Annotated in this window: 19 protein-coding genes and 1 pseudogene; 11 read left to right on the forward strand and 9 right to left on the reverse strand. The window is 57.1% G+C overall.

All coding sequences use genetic code 11. The annotated features are described in order from the left end of the window. Nucleotides 1–6 precede the first annotated feature (6 nt). Nucleotides 7–150 (reverse strand): hypothetical protein, encoded by a 144-nt coding sequence (locus tag XI03_RS21665; RefSeq protein WP_271593270.1) that lies wholly within the window; start codon nt 148–150, stop codon nt 7–9. A 65-nt stretch (nt 151–215) separates the two neighbouring features. Between XI03_RS21665 and XI03_RS21670 the strand changes: the two genes are divergently transcribed. The 4 genes from XI03_RS21670 (at nt 216) to XI03_RS21685 (ending at nt 2819) form a co-directional block, all read left to right on the forward strand. Then, on the forward strand, nt 216–803 hold the full coding sequence (locus tag XI03_RS21670; RefSeq protein ID WP_271593271.1) for a hypothetical protein: 588 nt from the start codon (nt 216–218) through the stop codon (nt 801–803). Between the two features lie 33 nt (nt 804–836). Next, nucleotides 837–1427, forward strand: coding sequence for a hypothetical protein (locus tag XI03_RS21675; protein WP_271593272.1), 591 nt, complete (start codon nt 837–839; stop codon nt 1425–1427). Nucleotides 1428–2212: 785 nt separating this feature from the next. Further along, the gene (locus XI03_RS21680) at nt 2213–2458 is read left to right on the forward strand and encodes an AbrB/MazE/SpoVT family DNA-binding domain-containing protein (RefSeq protein ID WP_271593273.1); all 246 of its coding nucleotides are present in this window, start codon (nt 2213–2215) and stop codon (nt 2456–2458) included. Between the two features lie 19 nt (nt 2459–2477). Continuing rightward, a complete protein-coding gene (locus tag XI03_RS21685; RefSeq protein ID WP_271593274.1) occupies nt 2478–2819 on the forward strand; it encodes a type II toxin-antitoxin system PemK/MazF family toxin in 342 nt (113 codons plus the stop codon). Between the two features lie 720 nt (nt 2820–3539). Here XI03_RS21685 and panD read toward each other — a convergent pair. After that, the gene (panD, locus tag XI03_RS21690; RefSeq protein ID WP_271593275.1) at nt 3540–3893 is read right to left on the reverse strand and encodes an aspartate 1-decarboxylase; all 354 of its coding nucleotides are present in this window, start codon (nt 3891–3893) and stop codon (nt 3540–3542) included. Nucleotides 3894–4295: 402 nt separating this feature from the next. Next, nucleotides 4296–4520, reverse strand: coding sequence for a hypothetical protein (locus tag XI03_RS21695; RefSeq protein WP_271593328.1), 225 nt, complete (start codon nt 4518–4520; stop codon nt 4296–4298). A 240-nt stretch (nt 4521–4760) separates the two neighbouring features. Between XI03_RS21695 and XI03_RS40335 the strand changes: the two are divergent. The 4 genes and pseudogenes from XI03_RS40335 to XI03_RS21715 form a co-directional block, all read left to right on the forward strand. Then, nucleotides 4761–5153 (forward strand): annotated as a pseudogene (locus XI03_RS40335) (FCD domain-containing protein); the annotation flags it as partial. Then, nucleotides 5150–5446 (forward strand): Dabb family protein, encoded by a 297-nt coding sequence (locus XI03_RS21705; protein WP_271593276.1) that lies wholly within the window; start codon nt 5150–5152, stop codon nt 5444–5446. The pseudogene XI03_RS40335 and the gene XI03_RS21705, both read left to right, overlap by 4 nt. A gap of 166 nt (nt 5447–5612) precedes the next feature. Next, nucleotides 5613–7004, forward strand: coding sequence for an aminodeoxychorismate synthase component I (pabB, locus tag XI03_RS21710; RefSeq protein WP_271593277.1), 1392 nt, complete (start codon nt 5613–5615; stop codon nt 7002–7004). Continuing rightward, complete coding sequence (locus tag XI03_RS21715; protein ID WP_271593278.1) at nt 7004–7597, forward strand: anthranilate synthase component II; 594 nt, start codon at nt 7004–7006, stop codon at nt 7595–7597. The genes pabB and XI03_RS21715 overlap by 1 nt, the downstream gene beginning before the upstream one ends. Nucleotides 7598–7630: 33 nt before the next feature. On the opposite strand, the gene XI03_RS21720 is transcribed toward XI03_RS21715, so the two are convergent. Then, complete coding sequence (locus XI03_RS21720; protein WP_271593279.1) at nt 7631–8518, reverse strand: LysR family transcriptional regulator; 888 nt, start codon at nt 8516–8518, stop codon at nt 7631–7633. A 104-nt stretch (nt 8519–8622) separates the two neighbouring features. Here XI03_RS21720 and XI03_RS21725 point away from each other — a divergent pair, with 104 nt between their 5' ends. Continuing rightward, nucleotides 8623–10122 (forward strand): CoA-acylating methylmalonate-semialdehyde dehydrogenase, encoded by a 1500-nt coding sequence (locus XI03_RS21725; RefSeq protein ID WP_271593280.1) that lies wholly within the window; start codon nt 8623–8625, stop codon nt 10120–10122. 264 nt (nt 10123–10386) lie between these two features. On the opposite strand, the gene XI03_RS21730 is transcribed toward XI03_RS21725, so the two are convergent. Together XI03_RS21730 and XI03_RS21735 are read right to left on the reverse strand one after the other, a co-directional pair. Next, nucleotides 10387–11112, reverse strand: coding sequence for a GntR family transcriptional regulator (locus tag XI03_RS21730; RefSeq protein WP_271593281.1), 726 nt, complete (start codon nt 11110–11112; stop codon nt 10387–10389). Between the two features lie 208 nt (nt 11113–11320). After that, nucleotides 11321–13033, reverse strand: coding sequence for a thiamine pyrophosphate-binding protein (locus XI03_RS21735; protein WP_271593282.1), 1713 nt, complete (start codon nt 13031–13033; stop codon nt 11321–11323). Nucleotides 13034–13239: 206 nt separating this feature from the next. Between XI03_RS21735 and XI03_RS21740 the strand changes: the two genes are divergently transcribed. Continuing rightward, entirely contained in the window at nt 13240–13998 is a 759-nt protein-coding gene (locus XI03_RS21740) for an SDR family NAD(P)-dependent oxidoreductase (RefSeq protein ID WP_271593283.1), read from the forward strand. A gap of 217 nt (nt 13999–14215) precedes the next feature. Here the strand turns inward: XI03_RS21740 and XI03_RS21745 are convergent, their stop codons facing one another. After that, nucleotides 14216–14668, reverse strand: coding sequence for a nuclear transport factor 2 family protein (locus XI03_RS21745; protein ID WP_271593284.1), 453 nt, complete (start codon nt 14666–14668; stop codon nt 14216–14218). Between the two features lie 580 nt (nt 14669–15248). Then, the gene (locus tag XI03_RS21750) at nt 15249–16766 is read right to left on the reverse strand and encodes a porin (protein WP_271593285.1); all 1518 of its coding nucleotides are present in this window, start codon (nt 16764–16766) and stop codon (nt 15249–15251) included. Nucleotides 16767–17240: 474 nt separating this feature from the next. Here XI03_RS21750 and XI03_RS21755 point away from each other — a divergent pair, with 474 nt between their 5' ends. Next, complete coding sequence (locus XI03_RS21755; protein WP_271593286.1) at nt 17241–17729, forward strand: MarR family winged helix-turn-helix transcriptional regulator; 489 nt, start codon at nt 17241–17243, stop codon at nt 17727–17729. Here XI03_RS21755 and XI03_RS21760 read toward each other — a convergent pair. After that, nucleotides 17724–18758 carry an alpha/beta hydrolase family protein gene (locus XI03_RS21760; RefSeq protein WP_271593287.1) on the reverse strand — a complete coding sequence of 345 codons (1035 nt, stop codon included), beginning with the start codon at nt 18756–18758 and terminating at the stop codon, nt 17724–17726. The genes XI03_RS21755 and XI03_RS21760 overlap by 6 nt on opposite strands. Between the last annotated feature and the right edge of the window lie 1055 nt (nt 18759–19813).

Below are 19813 nucleotides of genomic sequence, written 5' to 3' on the forward strand. Positions count from 1 at the left end.
CGAGTGTCATCGCTCGACAACGGCGCAGCCGCGTTTCAGTGCCGCCTCGAATACTGGCTTCAGCCCCGGGTCAGCGAAGATGGCGTCGCCGGGCAGGAAGTCGCGCACAATGTGCCATTCGAAGCCGCGGCTCGGATCGGGCAGTTTCATCGGATTGAGCACGTCGGCGGTGCGATCGGGGCCTTCTCCGAAGGCGCCTCGTGGTGTTACCAATAATGACGATGACGGATGATCAAGACGAAAACGAGTTCCAGTTGCTGGGATTGGCACTCTATGCCGCGCAGCGCGTGGAATTCGCCCTTTACGGACTCGCTGCCCACGCGGCTCACACCCCTACAGCTAAGAAGGAGCGGCGCTTTCGCGACCTGACACCAGAAAAATTTCTGCGAGGAGATGCTAGCGAGCTTAAGGCCACCTTGGGGCAACTAGTCACGACATTCGGAGAGGCTTTCCTTATCCAGACACCCGAACTCATTTCATTCTACGAAGATCGCAATCTTCTAGCGCACGACTATTTCCGCACGTTTCGTACAAACATTCGCGGCACGCCAGATCGCCGTCAGGAAGGGCCGGAGTTCTTGCGAGACTTCATTAAGCGAGCCTTGTATTGGGAGACCGTCTTGCGCGGCCTCTTAGCCGAGATGATGAAAAGAGCGTCGCAAAAGGAAGGCCGAGAAGCCGAACTCGCATGGACGGCAGAAGACTTGGGAAGAATCGATCTATTCCGCCAACATGTAGCGAAATACCTAGCTGGCAAGGGAGTCTGCGCAGAAGGATTGACTGCACGAAAGGATAGTCGATGAAGTCACCGGGCGCGATAAGAAGGATGTCTTCGAATGAAAGAGGCCGTCCCACTGGCGGCCTCAAGTTTCAGGAGTGTCTTCTTGCCGGGTTTTGGGAAAAAGAGAATTGCAGGGGTCGACTACGATCTTGACCACTTGGATCCGTTCACGATGGAAGTGAAGGCCAAGGAGGAGGATGCTTCGCCATACATTGTCCGTGTCAGCTTTGGCTTTCACTGCTTCACCCGAGAAATCACCCCGGAAGATAGCCCGGACCTCCATATGGTGCATGGTAAGGAGAAGCGTTGTTTCTGCCATCATCGCTATAAGCTCTCGAAAGAACTAGCGGATATGATCCGCTACGCTGCTGCCGGGAGGGCCTATTTCGGCGATAAAGGAAATTTCCTGATCGTTGAAATGCCGGACCAGGGGAACGCGCCGTATGTCGCGTTTTTCGATGTCGAGAAGGCCAAAAAGGCGGACGGCTATGATGGCGCAATGTTCGTAACCAGCGCCCACCTAAGGCCGAAGCTGCCCAATAAATTGCCAGCAGTCAGCTTTGTTACGGTGGTGGACTATCGCATCAAGGGAAGGGATCTGAAACGACCTCCACCGCGGAATGTGGTGGCTCAGAAAAGAAAATAGCCCCCGCAGGGGCTATTTCCGAGGGCAGAAATTGGTGCGAAAAGAACCCTCTGTGCGAAATGCTCACCTTACGTCCACTAACCGTGGAGCCTCCGGAAGAAGGCGGAGCCGCTGTTTTTCACCGCTATCAGCGACCGTACACGTAACTAACATCGCCCATCGACAGTTTCAAGAAACTTAAAAAACAAAGCCGAAGCAATCCTAACAACACGCAAATCAGCCGAATTACGCGCAGAACCATCAAAAACTGTACGAACACGGCAATGTACGGTTCCACAGTGACCATCGCAATTAATTGCAGGCACCTGCAAAGTTCCCCACGAAGCAACGGGCGCTTAATACCGCAATTCACCGACGCTCTTTTAGTTACCCGGGGCGGTAACCAGGTTCTGCGCAAAGCCACGGAAGGCATCATGATACCGTCCAACAGCTGAATCGTTCCGCGATCGCCGGCGATAGGACTCCATTGTCAGCGTTCGGTCCGCTCAAGACGGGCCCCAGAAACAGGTTAGCGCCTCATTGCGCGCTGAATTCTTCCTTGACTTCACCGGTTGCAAGCCGGCCAATTAGCATGGCGTTCTGCACCTGTGTCGCTGTGGCGCTTTCTCGCCCTTGGGTCCGTTGCGCATTGCGAGTTCCGTTGTTGAATTAATCGTTATGGGCTTACTAACCTCGAACCTCGATCATAGCTGTTGATACAACGTATCTACATTATCCAGTTGCACGGCAACTAATTTGGTGTATCTTCGTTGTTGATACTTGCCGGTATCGTCGTGGAGGTAGCGATGGTCGTTCAGTTTGCAATGTGGGGCAATAGCGTGGCTCTCCGCATTCCGAGCGCCTACGCAAAGGAAATCTGTGCATTCGCGGGCCGAGAGGCGGAAATTACCGTTCAAAACGGTAACTTAGTCGTGGCCCCTCGCAAAGCGCCAGTCTACACGTTAGACGCGCTCCTTGCGGGCATGACTCCCGAGAACTTGCATGAAGAATATAACACGACTGCTGCGGTCGGCGAGGAGTTCGGCTCCTAACGAGCCCTATTGCCCTGATATGGGCGATATTATCTGGCTCAACTTCGATCCCCAAGCAGGTCGTGAAATGGCAGGGCGACACGCCGCATTGGTCGTGTCGCCCCGTAAATACAATCAATTTTCCCGGCTTTGCCTACTCTTCCCTATCACCAGCAAAGTGAAGGGCTACCCGTTCGAATCGCTGCTTCCTGAGGAATTTGAAATTCCCGGGGGATCTGAGCGTGGGGGATGTGTCGTGGCAGATCAGATCAAGAGTATGTCCTGGCTCGAAAGAAAGTCTGATTTTGCATGCGGGGCTCCGGATGGCGTTTTGGAAGACGCAATCGCGAAGTGCAGGACGTTGCTCCCCCTCAAAGATTAATGCCCGTTTAGACTTCCGTTTTATTGTCCTGCGGCGGCACACTTGGCCCGAAATTTCGCGCGGCGTTAAGGTCTTCGTAAACCAATCAAAGGACACTGGCGGGGCAGCCGGTGTGGCTGCCCCTCAAACCAGGGAGCTAAACGATGGAAGACGCCGTCGTATCGCTAACGGTTGCACTTGTAGTCATCGGGCTAGCCCAACTCGGGGTATCCCTAATGCACTACTATAAGAACTGACCGTTAGTATCTACTGGGCCTACGGAACTTGCCTTCCGTAGGCCCTTTTCTATTGCACCAGAAAACAACCTTCCCGTAAAGGAAGGGTTAAGATTTCCTTTCCGCCCCAAATTTCAAACTGAGGCACCACACCAGGAGATTCCGCTTCCTCAATGTTGCAGCGGCCCCTGTGCCATGCTCGCTGTACCCCGGTTGCGTGGGCCTCATCGACCAGCAGGAACCCACACAAGCCGCGATCCCGCGACTTGGTGCTCGGCTCCAAGGCAGCGACAGCCCTCTTGAGGCGCGGAGCATAGGCCGGCGGCAATGTAGCCCAGGTGAAATCGATACCTGCGCGCGGCTTGAGAACTCACAGCTTGCGGTCGCGTGCTGGACTCCACAAGCCCGCGGCGTAGCTACTCTCGTTGGAAACACAATCCGGCTTCATGCGAGCGCTTGGAACCCTTTGGGCAGGTTCTACGAAACCGATCGACGCGATCTTCCCTCAATCCGACAAAATCCGGTTGTCCCGATCAACTCTGACGACGCGCGGACTAAACGTTCGTGCCTCGTTGTCGTTGAAGGAGGCGTATGCCACGATGATGAGCTTGTCTCCTGGAATGGCCAGCCGTGCAGCTGCGCCATTCAGCCCGACTATTCCTGACCCCGCGGGTGCCTCGATGACGTAAGTGGCAAACCGTGCGCCGGTCTCGACATTATAAATTTCCACGTGCTCGTTGGCCAAGAACCCCGCTGCGGTGAGCAGGTTACGATCAATCGAGATAGCACCTTCGGGGTGCAGATCGGCCTCAGTGACCGACGCCCGATGGATCTTTCCCTTCATCAACGTAACCTGCATGTTCGACCTACAAGGACCTTTGTACACAACCGGTTGCTGACGTGGCCGGAACAAGTCGGAGGTGATGCCGAGCCTGCACAATAGGTATGTAGTTTGCATCGAAATGTTCGCCATGAGCGCTCTGTGCTAGAACATCAGATCGGGGGAAGACAAGCATACAGGCTTTCGGCCTCTAGGCGCGTCCAATCACTGCGGACGGACCGGCTGTCGCCGGCCGCCGTCGCTCCCACCGATACACGAACGTTCATAAGTCTGGCTTCTTCATCACGACAGACGATCATATTCGGGATGATCGACATTCTCGGACCTGATGGATGCGGTGTGAGACAACAGCCCTTGGCAAGCGTGCCGCCGAATGCCTTTGTTCGGTACCTGCAAGCTAATGATCCCGCCACTCTAACGCTAGTGCGATGCAAAAACACCGCGAAAGCCGAGCAGCAATTGCAGAAATCCTGCGCGGACGCGCGTGTCCGGCTCTTCAGGCGTTGTGCCACCACGTGATAGATGATCTCGGTGAATGCTGAGAATACCACAATCGCTGAGCGCATCACCAACGCGATCGGAGAGCGGATCATCGGCGGGGCACTGCGGGCCGAGGCGCCGCTCCGTCAGGATATTGCGCGGCAAGCTGGTTCAAGCCGCGCTCCATCGGCTTTTCGGCAACTCGGAGCCAAACACCTTTGTTGTCGCTGCCCCGCGCCAAGGTGTTCGCGGCGCTCCACTTGATATCCAATTGGTGAAGGCGATCGCCTACATCGCGCAGCGCTTGAGGTGGTTGCCTTGCGCAATCGGGCGCAAGACTCACGGCTTCGGAGCGATAGAGCAGCTGGCACTTATTGATGGACAAGCTCGCAGCATCGAGGGTATGAGACGGCCAACCGAGCATTCCACCAAGTGCTGGTTGCGCGTTGCGGCATGCCGCGGCTTCTTGAGAGTCTTGATGAATTGCAGCTTGCGAACTCGCGACCGGTTTTCGCGACGGCACCAAGTGGTGCCTGGCGACCGCGATCCCATCAGGATCACTGCATGATTTTCCATGTTTTGCGTGCGTACGGCGTCGATCGGGCTTGCAATCTGCTCGCACACCAAATTCAAGCGATCGAACGGCTTTCGCTTTCCCCCTCTGAACGCGAAATCGACCTTGTAGGCCCATCGAACAGGGACGAAACGCTGGGACGCGGCAGATCGCCCCTTGCTGCAGCGAGCACTGTCGAAGCTCATGATTTGATCGGTCTTATGAAATCGGCCCAGACACCATGATACGTCACATCGTCTTGTTCAGCGCCAAAGATGACGCCAACGTCAGCCAGATCATCGCCGGCCTTTCCGTTCTCACCCAAATCCCGCATGCAAATCGGCTCGAGATTGCTCGCAATCGCAAGAGCGATCAGATCGGCAACGACATCGACGTCGTCGTCTATGGAGAGTTCGAGAACGAGACGGAACTCGCGGCGTATAAAGCTCACGATCGATATCAGGAAGCGATCAAGCGCGTACGACCGTTGCGCGAGCTGCGGTTTGCGGCCGACTATGACGTGCCAACAGATACCTAGGTCGGCCCAACGCTGGCCAACCCGTTCGGTCCACTGGCTACTTCATGGGCCTGGACTCGAGACGAGTGTGCGGAGCCTGACGACACGATCGACAAGACGAATGCGCCCGCCTGGGTGCCGCGATCGCGCTACGCTGCGCGCCGGCCTCCGACATTGCTGATGCCCGATGCATATTCGCGAATTCCAGTGGATCGAACCCATCCACGCGATGCAACGGCTGGCGGGCCTGGCAAATCTGACATTTCTCGACAGCGCTGCGGGGCATGATGCGCTTGGGCGCTATTCGTATCTGGCTTGCGACCCGTTCGGCACATTTATTGTCGCGGATGCTCAGGCGAGCTGGAATGGCCACCTTGTCGAAGGCGATCCCTGGGACGTTCTGCATGGTCTGCGGGCCAAATACCCGCAGAAGCATCGTCCTGAACTCCCGCCGTTTCAAGGTGGCGCGGCCGGATTCTTTGGTTATGATTTGAACAGAACTCTGGAGCGGTTGGCCCCGCCGGCTACTCCGGGACAGCGCTTGCCTGAAGCGATCTTGCATTTTTATGATGTGATCGTCAGCTTCGATCAAAGGGCTCAGAGATGCTTCATCGTGTCGACGGGCTGGCCCGAGCAGGATCCCGCAGCTCGCGCCGAGCGAGCGCACTCCAGAGCCGATGAGCTAGCAGCGCTGCTTGCCGCCCGAACACCAATGTTACCGCGCTTCGCCGGCGCAGTAGCCGTATGGGAATCCAATTTTTCGCGCCGGGACTATATCGCCGCAGCCGAGCGGGTGATCGAATTGATTCTGGCAGGCGACCTCTTCCAGGCCAATGTTGCACAGCGCTTCACGGCTCGCCTGTCGAGCTCGTTCGATCCGTTCGCCTTCTACGGTCGCCTTCGGTCAATAAACCCTGCTCCTTTTGCGGCGCTCTTGCGCTACGGCAAGCTCACCATTGCCTCGAGCTCACCGGAACGTTTTCTCAAGCTCGATGGGCGGACTGTTGAAACGCGGCCCATCAAAGGCACGATCGCGCGCTCGGGCGATGCCATGGAAGACCAACGCCGGGCCGAGCTCCTCCAGAACTCCGAAAAGGACCGCGCCGAAAACATCATGATCGTCGACCTTTTGCGCAACGACCTGTCTCGCGTCTGCACCGCGGATTCGGTGGAGGTTCCGGTGCTGTGCGGTCTGGAGTCTTACGCCTCAGTACACCATCTCGTGTCGGTCGTTACCGCTGAGCTTGCACAGGGAAAAGATGCCGTAACGCTCCTCAAGGCGTGCTTCCCCGGGGGATCCATTACAGGGGCGCCCAAGGTGCGAGCGATGGAAATCATCTGTGAGATCGAGCATGTCGCGCGGGAAATCTATTGCGGGTCAATTGGCTTTATCGGTTTTGACGGGCACATGGACACGAACATCGCAATCCGCACCGTCACTATCCACGATGATATGGCTATGTTCCACACAGGAAGCGGCATAACGGCGCTATCAGATCCCGAGGCCGAATATGACGAGACGATTGCCAAAGCACAGCGCATCTTCGACGCATTTGACGATAACAATCTTGGTGCTTGATGATTGTCATCATCGATAACTACGATTCCTTCGTTTTCAACATTGCTCGTTACTTCCAGAAGCTTGGCGAAGCAACCGAGGTGATCCGGAATGACGCTATTAGCGTCAACGATCTCGCTCGCCTCACGTCACGCGCCGTGGTGATATCGCCAGGACCATGCACACCTATGGAGGCCGGGATATCAACTGCCGTTGTCCGGGAGCTCTCCGGCGTCATTCCAATTCTCGGGATTTGCCTCGGACATCAGTGCATCGGGAGTGCTTTCGGCGCAAATGTGAGACGTGCAAGGCGACCAATGCACGGCCGGTCCTCATCTCTGGCGCATGACGGTCAAGGACTGTTCGATGGACTCCCTTCTCCACTTAACGTCGGCCGGTACCACTCGCTGATTGTCGATCTGGATGATTCTTGCGCGCCGAAGCTCGCAGTGCCCGCTCGCTCCGAGGAGGGCGAGATCATGGCGCTTGCCCATCGCGACCATCCAACCTATGGCGTACAGTTTCACCCCGAATCTGTTCTAACCCAACAGGGGGAGGAAATCCTCAAAAACTTCCTTCGGCTAAGTATGAACTTCGGCGCGAGAGGATTGTAGACCAGGTGGCGCTACCAAGGCTGGCGCAACCGGTTAATGCGCATCAAAGCTGGGGCGACACGATTTTACAGAAGCCACTATGAAGCGATGAACTTCCCGAACCCGCCGCACGTCGTGGGTATCGGGATGCGAGGTGAGCCAGTAACTTCGAACGAACCGCACATCAGGGAGCAGACGCTGAAGCTCCGGATAGCAGCGGGCAGCATAGTCGTGCAGGATGCCAACGCCATGGCCGCTTCTCACCGCTTCCATTTGAGCAACCACGCTGCCACACTCGTAGCGGCGCGACATCAGCCGACCGAGTGCTGAGGCGTAGTCCAGCGCCCTGCTGTAAGCGAAATCCTCAACATGCGTGACGAACAACCGGCCCGTCAGATCGGACTGTTTCTCGATTTGGCCTTCGCGCGCGAGATAGCTTTTTGCGGCATAAACGCTGAGCGTGTAATCGGTCAATTTCGACAGGATCAATCGCCCCTGCTTCGGCCGGTCGAGAGTTATTGCAATGTCAGCTTCTCGGCGGGACAATGAAAAGGTGCGTGGAAGCGGCACGAGTTGAATGATCAGACCGGGATGTCGGGCCGCGAGTGCCCCCAGCTGATCTGCCAGAAAGTAGTTGCCCAATCCATCCGGCGCCCCAACGCGCACAGTGCCAGTGATCGCTTCAGCGGCGCCTCCGATACTGGCGCCTACCTTGAGCAACTCGCTTTCGGCGCGTTCCGCCGCCACCACGAGGGCGTCTCCCGCCGCTGTCAACACGCAGCCAGAAGTGTGGCGTTCAAGCAGCTTGACCTTGAGACTCCTTTCCAACGCCGTGACCTGGCGAGCAACCGTCGCATGGTTCAGCCGCAAATGCTTTGCCGCTTTCAAGAATTGCCCGGCACGCGCGACTTCAAGAAAGATCCGAACGCTTTCCCAATCCATCGACTACACTTTCTGCACAACGGAGTCGCGAACTTGGTCGTTGATGCGCAAATCTATGCATCCATTATCACACGCGATCAAGCGATTTACAGAGGAGCACTGCCGTGTCCCGAACCATTCGGAACTTCATCAATGGCGAAATGGTGCAAGGACGGAGCGGCAGGACTTCGCCGGTTTTCAATCCTGCAACTGGCCAACAGTCCGGGACTCTCGCTTTAGCTTCGGCAGATGACGTGAGAGCTGCTGTAGGTGCCGCGCGTGCCGCCTTCCCGGCTTGGGCCGCTACGCCTCCCCTCCGGCGAGCGAGGATCCTCAACCGGTTCCTGCGCATGTTGGAAGAGCGGACTGACGAACTCGCCCACGCCATCACAGCCGAACACGGCAAGGTGGTTTCAGATGCCAGGGGTGAAGTTCAGCGCGGAATGGAAGTAGTGGAGTTCGCCACGGGCGCACCGCAGCTCTTGAAGGGCGAAGTTACGGAGAACGTCGGTTCGCGGGTCGACAGCCATTCGCTGCGGCAGCCCTTGGGTGTTGTGGCCGGCATCACGCCCTTCAACTTTCCGGCCATGGTCCCGATGTGGATGTTTCCCGTCGCGCTCGCCTGCGGCAACACCTTCATTCTCAAACCATCCGAGCGCGATCCGTCCGCTTCGCTTCTCCTGGCAAAATGGCTCGAGGAAGCAGGCCTGCCTCGTGGTGTCTTCAATGTCGTGCAAGGCGACAAGGAAGCGGTTGACGCGCTTCTTACCCATCCTGATGTTGCAGCCGTGAGCTTCGTGGGTTCGACGCCAATTGCCCGATACATTTACGAGACGGCGACTCGGCACGGCAAGCGTTGCCAGGCGCTCGGCGGTGCCAAGAACCATATGATTGTCATGCCGGACGCCGACCTGGATCAGGCAGTCGATGCGCTAATGGGCGCCGCTTATGGTTCGGCCGGCGAGCGTTGCATGGCTATCTCGGTCGCTGTCCCGATCGGCGAGACGACTGCCCAGCGCCTGATCCAAAAGCTGGCCCCGAAGGTGCGCGGGTTGAACATCGGGCCCGGCACCGATCCCGATGCCGAGATGGGCCCCTTGGTGACCAAGCAGCATCTCGAGAAAGTTCGCGCCTACATCGATGCGGGTGTTGCCGAGGGAGCGGAGCTCGTGGTCGACGGGCGCGACTTTAAGCGTCAGGGTTATGAAGGCGGCTATTTCATCGGGGGCACGCTGTTCGACCGCGTCACGACGAAAATGAAAATCTATCGAGAAGAGATCTTCGGTCCGGTTCTAGCGGTCGCTCGCGCCAACTCGTATGACGATGCAGCGGACATGATCAACCAGCACGAATTTGGCAATGGCACGGCGATCTTCACCAGGGACGGCGATGCGGCCCGGGAATTCGCTCACCAGATTCAGGTCGGCATGGTCGGCATCAATGTGCCGATTCCGGTTCCGATGGCATTTCATTCGTTCGGCGGCTGGAAGGCATCTCTGTTCGGCGACCACCACATGCATGGCCCGGAGGGCATTCGATTCTATACCAAGTTGAAGACAATCACGACGAGATGGCCAACGGGTATTCGAGCCGGAGCCGAATTCGTGATGCCGACGATGGGATAACCCTTTTCGTTAGACAACAACTAAGTGCAGCGTTGTCGCGCGAACGGAGCGGAGAAGCAGGCCCAGTACGGTGGCTGAAGAGATGCCCTGAACGGTTATCCAGTGTCTCTTCCGCCGGGCAAATACGCGCGACAGCAGGTTTGCCGTGACGGCACCTGCGATTGACCATCTCACCTCCGAGATCCAGCTCGATCGGTTTGATGCGGCGCTTGTTACACCTTGCCAAAGTGCCGTCAAACGGTGGTTAGTTGATCGAGCTGGTCGTCAGTTCGCGCCGACGGATGCAATCGAATTTAGCTTTTTCCTGTCTTCAACCGGCTCGTTGAGCCTGACGACAGCTTTCTCAAGATATCTGCTTGCCCACGTGATGTCGTTTGCAAGAGCTAGCCGTGCGCCTGCACCATCACCTGCCGCCAGGCTGGCCAGGATCGATCGGTGTGGATGATCCCTCGCTGTTGCGGATGCACTGAAATCATTCAGCGTCAGAAGCGGGCCGATCTGAACCCACAGGTTTTCGATCAGCCCGCAGACCACAGGCAAGTCTGACGATCTGTAGATTCTGAAATGAAATTCTTCATTGATGGCGAGGACCGTCTGCACGTCGCGCTGCCGTCTTGAGACCATCAGCTGCTCCTGCATTTTCTCCAGCGCGAAGATGTCGCTCGATGACACGTTCTTAGCCGCAGCTTCCGCTGCACGCCCTTCCAACTCAATTCGAATGTCGCGAATTTCCCTGAACCGGGCCACGCTCAAGACTGGAACCATCATCGTGCGCGACTGATGCGGAACAAGTCCGCGCTCGGACGCGAGGCGCAAAAGCGCCTCCCTCACAGGAGTTACACTAACTCCAAGCTCTTCGGCCAACGGCTTCAGAAGCAGCCGCTGCCCCGGCCGAAACCGACCAGCCATAAGAGCTTTGCGCAGCATCAAATATGTTCGCGCGTGTAAGTTGTCGCGTCCGACGTGCAGCCAATCAAGTTCGGTGGGCATGGGCAGAGTGGATGAGGCAGCAAGGGGCTCTGCGTCTCGAGATCCTACCTTCCTCATTTTCTGTTCATTCCCGTCTCTACCCGCGCGACTTCTAGTCGACCTGCTTCTCATAGCAAGTCCGTGTACCATGACAGTGGAGAGCCACAAAAGGCAAAAGGGGCCGGCGTGGGCCCCTCTTAGGCTATGTCTTCAGCCAGGCGGTATCGGCCTAGCTTCCGGACGCCGGGCTCCATGGCAATGGAGCAAGCGCCTCAAACTCTGTCACCACGTCGATGACTGCGGGCTTACCGGACCGGCGCGCATCGTCGAATGCCTTAGCCAAGTCACCGGGCTTCTCGACGCGCACACCGAAGCAGTCGAAATCGCGCGCGATTTGCGCAAAATCCGTATCCCGATAGGCAAAGATCTCCTCCTTATTGCCCTTCCTTCCTTCGTAGGCCATGTCGATGTTTCTTCTGCCTTGTCCAAGGCAATGATTGTTGTTCACGATCGTGATCACGTTGAGGCCATACCGCCTGGCCGTTTCCAGCTCGGGCAGATGATACATAAAACCACCATCGCCGGTTAAGCAGACGATTGGACGATCCGGCATCGCGCATTGAACGCCGAGCGATGCAGGAAAAGCCCAGCCCAACGAGCCTGCGGCTCGCAGGTAGCCTTGAGCCGGGTCGGTCAGATAGACGAGCGTCCCGCTCCAATGCGATGCGTATCCCGTATCGGCCACCAGCATTGCGTTGTTCGGAAGCCAGTCCGAGATCTCACGGCACAGACGCTCCGGCCTGATCGGTGTCGCCTCAGAGGATCGCGCGATCTCAGCCTCCGCCCGCCATTCGGCGACGTAGTCAGCAACCTTCCGCTGCCAACCAAGCCTCGAACGGGACGGCAGTTCCGAGCCAAGACAATTGAGAGCCGCTTTCGGGTCGCCGTGTACACCAATGGCTTCGGGGAAGTTGCGACCAAGCTCCGCCGGGTCGATGTCGATCTGTACAATTTGCGCCTCGGGCCTTGGCAGCTTCCAGTGGTTCGTAATCATGTCCCCGGTGTCGCTGCCGACGAACATGACAAGATCCGCGTCGTTCAGGATCTTGTTTGCACAGCTGCGCGAGTAGGTCCCGGCCACACCCCCATTTTGCGGGTGAAACTCCGGAAGAGCGTGTTTTGCGTCAAGCGACATCACAACAGGAATCTGGTGATGTTCGACGAATGCCTTCAGGGCGCCCTCGGCGCCTGACATCATCAAGCCGGCGCCTGCAAGGATCACAGGGCGCTCTGAAGCCGCGATTGCGGCCGCGGCACGGCTCACCGATTCCGCATCCGGAGAAGGACGGAAAGCTGGTAACTTTGCGTAGGTCTCTTCGGGAAAGATGCTAGCCGTGAATTCGGCAGCACCAACGATGTCGCCCGTATAGCCGGTGATGTCGAGATGGACAGGGCGGGAGGTACCGGTGGTCGCCTCCCTGAATGCTTGACGAAGGAGATGGGGTAATTGCGCCACCTCATCGACTCGACCTCTAAACTTCGTGACCGATGCGTAAAGCGGCTCGTGCGGAAGCTCCTGATACGCGTTTCGGTACTGGTAATTGGCCGCGTGGCGCCCCGTCAACGCGACGACCGGTGCGTAGGCAAACCAAGATTCCTGGAGGGCCGCGGCAAGATTGGCGGCTCCCACGGATTGCGCCATGCAAACGGCAGGCCGCCGCAATGCACGCGCATAGCCGTCCGCCATGTATGCGATTCCCTTCTCGGAGTGCCCGAGAATTCGCTTGATACCAAGATCTTCCATTTCGGTGAGCGCGCGTCGCAGAACGGCATCCATGAAAAAGACGTGCGAGATACCTTTCGCCTTGATGGTCTCGGCAATGAAGCGACCTCCGGTCATGCGGCGGGCCGGCTCAGCCTTTGACAACTTAGAATTGCTCATCTTGTCCTATCTCTCTGTCGATCAGCGCTGAAACAGAGGCTCAGGCCAGCATTTAGCCTTTCCTGAGAACCGGCCGTCGCGCATCATCTCGCGTTGCGCGAGCTTTTTATATGATATAAAAAGTCTGTCAATTCAGGGGCGGCGCCCGTGCGGGCGCTGAGCTGTGCCCGCGCGGCTCGCTTATGAGAAAAACCAAAGGAGAGACCATGATCCGCTACGACCTGTCGGGAAAAAGAGCCCTCGTCACCGGTGCCGCCTCAGGCATCGGTTTGGCGACTTTGAAGCGGCTGGCAGAGTCGGGGTGCAGTGTTGCGCTGAACCACCTTCCCGATGATCCAAGGGGGCCTGAAGAAGCAAAAAAGCTTCGGGCGGACGGTTACGATGTCTTCGGCGTACCGGGCGCGATCGGTGATGGAAAGGAAGCAGAGCTGGTAGACGCCGCCGTCAACAAAATGGGCGGGCTCGACCTTCTCGTTAACAACGCTGGCACGCCGGGCGCACGAAAATCCATTTCGTCTTCTGATCTCGACCTCATTACTGACGAGCTGTGGTCGACGGTGTTGGACACGAACCTTATCGGGCTTTTCCGATGCACGCGCGCGGCTGCACCATCGTTGCGACATTCCAGAGGTGCTATCGTAAGCTTGGCATCAGTGTCAGCATTGACTTCGAGAGGATCCAGTTTGGCCTATGCGGCAAGCAAGGCCGGTATCATTGCGATCACACGTCATCTCGCTCAGGGTCTCGCACCGGAGATCCGGATCAACGCGGTGGCGCCGGGCGCGGTTGACAGCACCTGGCAGATCGAATGGACCGAAGCCCAACGGCAAAGTTCTATTGAGCGAACTCCCCTGCGGCGCAGATGCATTCCCGAGGATATTGCCGAAACCATCGTCTATCTGGGCTTTGCAGCGCCCATGATCACAGGACAAACCATCGTTATAGACGGGGGTCTAACACTGTAGCTGCGGCCCGATTCAATTCTGAAGCTTACGACATCATTGAACATCGTTCTGCTTTGGCTTGGATCGAATGACCAATAGCCGGCCCTGAAATAGCTGCACGAAGCCGGATCGCGGCAGCCAACGTCCGACCCAGCCGCGCAAGATAGCTGGTCACTGACAGCAAAGTCGCCTCAACCGGCTTTGCCGTCGGGAGACTTGGTGTACGGAGAAATCCTGTCTAACGCGTTTCCGCCACGCAGCTACCGATGTTCGGCAGATGAATTGAGCGCCCGAGGGCCTGCTCAACGAGATCAAACGTGTCGATGAGCGCACGCATATTGATGAGCCGGGCGGCCTCGAACTGGGCGAACTGGGCAAGGCGCAACGCAATTGGTTTTTTGGAAGCACGCGTTAGTAGCGAACATCGCAAAATGGAAGCCGCAGAATCCAACCCGAGTATAGTCGTCTCGCGGTCGAAACGCCGCAACTGGATATTGCCGGCGACATGACGGATGACTTCCAGCACGGCATCCTTGCCGTGCCGACTGCCGAGAAACGGAAACATGTCAACGGGCCCGTAGAGCGCCCACTCGACATTTTCGTGAAGCAGACCCTCTATTTCCGCAAAAGATTGATCGTTGATCGCGCGATGCAAGGCGCGCGAGAAACGCCAATAACAATGTTCTGTCATGCGGGTACTTCCTGCAGATCCGAGTTGAGAAGAGACGCGGCTGCGTTGGTGGCCGGCGTGAGTTCTGCGTTCCGCTCGATGCGCCCATGCCATCTAAGGTCCGCCGCGTGACAGCCCGCGCATGCATCGCCGCTCCTCACAACCTATTTTGTCTGCTCGCGAGCGGAGAATATAGACAAGCGTGAGGCCGAATAGCTGCGAAAAATAAAACCAAGGTGCGGAAATTATGCGGCTGGTACGCCGGAATTTCCAGAGAGACGGTCCTGGGCACATGGTCGAGGGTTGCCAGCAGCGGTTGAGCGACATCCGGGTTACAATGGCTCGCAAGAGCAGCCGAATTTCTTTCTGCTCACGGAAAAGGCTTGCGGCATCGAATCGTGTACGCACGCTCTATCGTTTTACGGGGTGAACCGGATAGTCCATCATCCTCAGACCTAGTGGGCCGCTCTTGATAGCTGTAATCAAACAGAACTTCGACGGCCTGCTTCTGACGAGAAAGGCCTCCGGCGGGCATGCCGGAGGCCTTCTTGGAGGTTAACTCAAGAGCCTGTTGTTTGCTCCTTTCCTATACAACGACGATCTAGAAATTGCGCTGAGCGCGGAGCAGCAGTACCAAGCTGTTCTGGTCCTTCAGCTCATACACTGCAGCCGGCTTTGCGACGCCCGACTGAAGCGGAAGGGTCACCGTGCTTCCGCTCGCATGCTTCTGGTCGAGCATCATATACGCAAGCTCACCGGTAAAGGTCAGGCCCTTGACGGGGGTCCATGACGTCTTTGTGCCGACCACCGCATAGTTGAAATCTGGATTACACCCGGCCGCGCCGCTCGATAGGGCGAGAGTGGTGACCATCGCGCCACAGATGTAGCCCTTAGCCGTGTTGTTATACCTCACAGCCGCCCACGCCCCGAAGATCGAACTGTTCCAATAGGGGTCCCAATTATGGGTGTATCCGCCATTGAAACCACAGGTCGTGGTCAGCTCCTGACCAGCACCAGCGACAAACACCGAATCCGAAACCCCCGCGATACCCAAGCTCTGGTAAGCACCCGGCAATCCGGTGCTGCCATACATGGCGTATGACCGCGACATGTAGTCATGGAAGTTGTAGCTGCTCGCACCATGCGTATACACGCCCGTCAGGTTGATTGTGTCACCCGGGCCGGTCGGGAGGTTCTTGATTGACAACGCCAGCTGTCCAGCCCAACCCCACTTGTCGTTGGGATGGCCCGTGGGCTCGGACGCCCCGTAGTAGGCAGCATGGTTGTCGTGGGCGGCGACCGAAGCTTGGAAAAGGCCCCAGGCCTGATCAACACGAACCCTCGCGACGAGGTCAGGGGCTCGGGTCCCGCCAATGTCGTTAGCACCGTAGGCCCCCACTGCAAGACCCGCGGCTGTCGCACCGGTGACGTTCCAGATGTTAGTCGTGTACGCCTGAACCTGATCCTGGGCCGAGAAGGATGCCGTAATGCCCTGGCCGAAGTCTGCCGTATACGTGATCTGGTTGACAGGATCCCAACCGGCGCTTCCCGGCAGTTCGAAATTGTTCGCGGGATATTCGGCCCAGGGCGTCCTAAACTGCGACTCCGCCTTACCAAACGTGAAGCCGGCGAACTGAATAAATGCGTAGTAGAGACCGACTCCACCTGTAGCAATCTGGGAACCGAGCGAGGTGGTATAGCTTGTCGCCCCATTGACAGCGGACGTGCCGGCGCCAGAGTAGGTGCCGCTTGTCCACGTGAACGTCAGTTCAGCGAAGGTGCGAACGACACCGTACTCGGTGGCCGTTCGCGTATCTATCTGCAGATCTTGGCGGGCCCGCGCCGTGTAGTAGTTGCTGAGCCGGTTGTGTGCGCCAGCCACACCACCAACGGCAGCGTCGAAGTCAGCGTTGGTCGCCAGCATGGTGTCCACACGCAGATACCCGCCGAGCTTGATGCACGTCTCAGTGCCTGGGATGTAGTAGAAACCAGCACCATACAGCGAGCAGATCTTCACGTACTCGATCGCCTTGGCTTTGACCGGGAGATCGGCGGCCTGCGCGCCAGCCCCCACGAACATTGCCGCAGATCCAAGAACAATACTCTTCATGACCTTCATCGATGAACCTCCAAGTTGGAAACCGCGTTTCCGTCCTTCAAAGATCCGCTACCAGCTCCACCCCAGGCGGACCGCTTGACGGAACGACTTCGAGGACCCCCTCGCTGTCCCAACGAGACATACTTTCGATTATCAATTGCTACAATCAATTAATTTCTTAAACTATACCTTTGTGCCGCACCGTGGCTGATTGGCAACACGCGCGCCATTCGTCGCGGTAAAAGCCCGCATCCCGCCAAAAACAAAGCCCCCGGGGGGCATCCCGAGGGCTTTCTTGGAGATTTCATCGAGCAGACCGTCTTGAGAGACTCAACGATCGCGATATTGATATCACCAATCAATTGCATTAGTCAATTGATAAATTCGATGGCAGGCATGCTCTGAGTGGGCTATTTCAGACTTCCCGAGATTGGATAGGATGCAGCGGACTCCGCTGACGCTCGCCGCCGCGGACAATCAGAACTGGCACAAAGAATGAAGATGGCCACGCAACAGCAATTTGACAGGGCTGTAAGGGACCTGATCTGGAACATCGTCGAGATCCGCGCTCAACTGGAAGAGATCGATAAGAGTTGGGCGGAATTAATCGGTATAAGCGAACCTCAATGGATGATGCTGATGGCGATCGATGAACTCGATGATGGCAGCGGTGTTTCCGGCATTGCAGTCGCCAACAAACTGGGATTTCACCCCGCATTCATCACGACTCAGACGAAGAAACTTGAACAACTGGAATTTCTGATCCGCGCAACCTCGCCTGATGATGCGAGATTCTTGCAGATCTCGTTGACCCCAAAGGTGCGGACGGAACTTGCTAAGCTGTCGGACAAGAGACAAGCCGTTAATTTGACGATTCTAAATGGCTTGGATGAGGAGTCGCTCGCGTATCTCAATAAGCGACTAAACGCGATTGCCAAGAACACTAGATTGGCATCTCAGAAATTAAGCCTCGGGCTGCTATGAAGCTGGCGCGCGATCGAGCTTGCGCTCGAGCCACTCGAAGACGGCCTCATCGCATGCTATGAAGTTCTCGAATGCCCCCTCTGGGGTCCGTGGCATTAACAATTCCAGGTCAATGCTCGCCCAGGCGCAATCAGCCTCTAATTTGATTGCCTCAGACGCGTTGAAAACACTGCGCTCGCCCGCAACGACGAGAATGGGGCATCTCAACTTCCTCGCCAAACGTGATCGTTGCGTCGTGGACAGCCCGGCGTCCGGAGTCTCAGCAGTCTTAGTCATCCACTCAATAGATGACCGCGTCCGGGTCCAGCTCCAAAGCCCCCCGTCGCAAATCGCCGCAGAGACGCGGCGGTCAGTCGCAGCAAAATTGGTCACGAGCGCGGCTGAAAGGCCTTCTCCGTAGATTGCCATTCGAGACGCATCAATCTCCGGCAGGGTCGATAAATGATCCAAGCAACAAGAAAGCAATATTTCTGACGGTCCAAGCCAATGACTTGAGACGTCATCGTAAGAGACGACAAGCACCGCCATGTTTCGACCAGTTACAAGGGGCAAGAGTCTACCAAGCAGGATCCCTGCGGTTTCTTCTTCCCGGCTGATGCAAACAATTGCGGGGACGCACGAACTGGAGGTACCGGCGGGCACGTAGTAGGCAGACAACTCGCCGTGATCATAGAGTGTGATTCGGACACGCTCCACCCTCTGATCTAGGGATCCGAAGCCCTCGACGCTGGCCTCCAGCTTGGCCACAACGTCCCCCCTTTGCGGGTCGTCTTCATCCGATAGTCGCCTGGCAACTTCAAATGCGGTAAGCGCGCAAAGCCAGGCTTGGGCAGCTTCATCATGAGTACCTCTTTGGACGCTAAGATTGGCGAAGAGGCAATGAGCGTCTCCGATACTTGTCCATTTTGCAGCACAGTTTCTCCGGCTTGCAATGTCGCTTTCCTGATCAACACCATCAAGGAAGACGACAGCAGTTTGCCGCGTGGACGCAAGATTGCCTGTCAGTTCAGGCCAAGCAGCGCGCAACATCCGTTTCATCCCTTCAGCGCGAGTCCTCAAAACCGCTCAGGATTGCTCTAGACAACCCCAACGGGAGCTTCGTATAAGGCTAATCAATCCACGGTGACTGACCGGCCGGTGGGTTCCGCTATGCTTATTTTTCGATGATACAATTCCTCCAAGCTGAGGATCGCCGATGTGTGGCCATTTGCCGCCGAAATTCCGCTTCATTTTCGCGAAATGCGCATTTTTCGAGTTCGAATCGGGCGCACGCGCGATCAATCCACAACACGTCAAGTGTCGATGCGCGTCCTCCGTTTCGCAAAGCCTGCGTCTTATGTCTGTGGCTTTGAGCCTCCCCCAATGGAGGCCTCTGATGGCGCAAGAGCGCCCAGGAAAGTCTTGTGTCCCCACTGCCAACTCCGGTTCTGCCCGGTACGTGCAAGATGCGCCGATCAGATTGAGCTATCGGCCGTCGAGGTTCTCAAATGAACCTGGCGGTTGCCACATTCGTCGCCCGATGAAATCGCCGCCTTTGTCTGCGAAAGCGGCTTGATCTCAAAACCTGCAAATCTTCGTAGGGGTATGCAGATTTTCGGCTACACCAGTAAGAATATTCGGGGAATCCCGCCTGAAGCCGCCCTAAGCTGTGACGACGCAACGATCGCGACGGCCCCGCACGTAGGCACATGAGGCCGGTCGCGCCGATGCGTCACGTGGCCCCGCGTAGCTGTCGATGCGCTGACGAGTAGGCGAAGGAGGAGCGGTTGCGATCAGTTCGGCGTGTGGGTTCTCAAGCCGACGTCAGTGGCGATTGCGGCATCAGTAAACATTTCGATGTCACCAGCGCCGCTCCGCCTATGGCTAGCCCTTGGTAAACTTGGGGCGTCAGAAGCGAACGCTGGTGATCGGCGGCATCGATGGAGGCTAGGTCTTCAACGATGGCTGAAACGTGCTGCGCCACCTCTGTATTGGTCCGATCAAGGCGGAATTTGCCACGTGCGCACGGCTCCACCCATTCTGAGCTCACGGTCATCTGTTCGAGCGCGCGGCGCTAGTGCTCGCGGCTCCGGCGTCTTCCTTGC

The sequence above is a fragment of the Bradyrhizobium sp. CCBAU 65884 genome (assembly GCF_028128835.1).
Classification (GTDB): Bacteria; Pseudomonadota; Alphaproteobacteria; order Rhizobiales; family Xanthobacteraceae; genus Bradyrhizobium; species Bradyrhizobium ottawaense.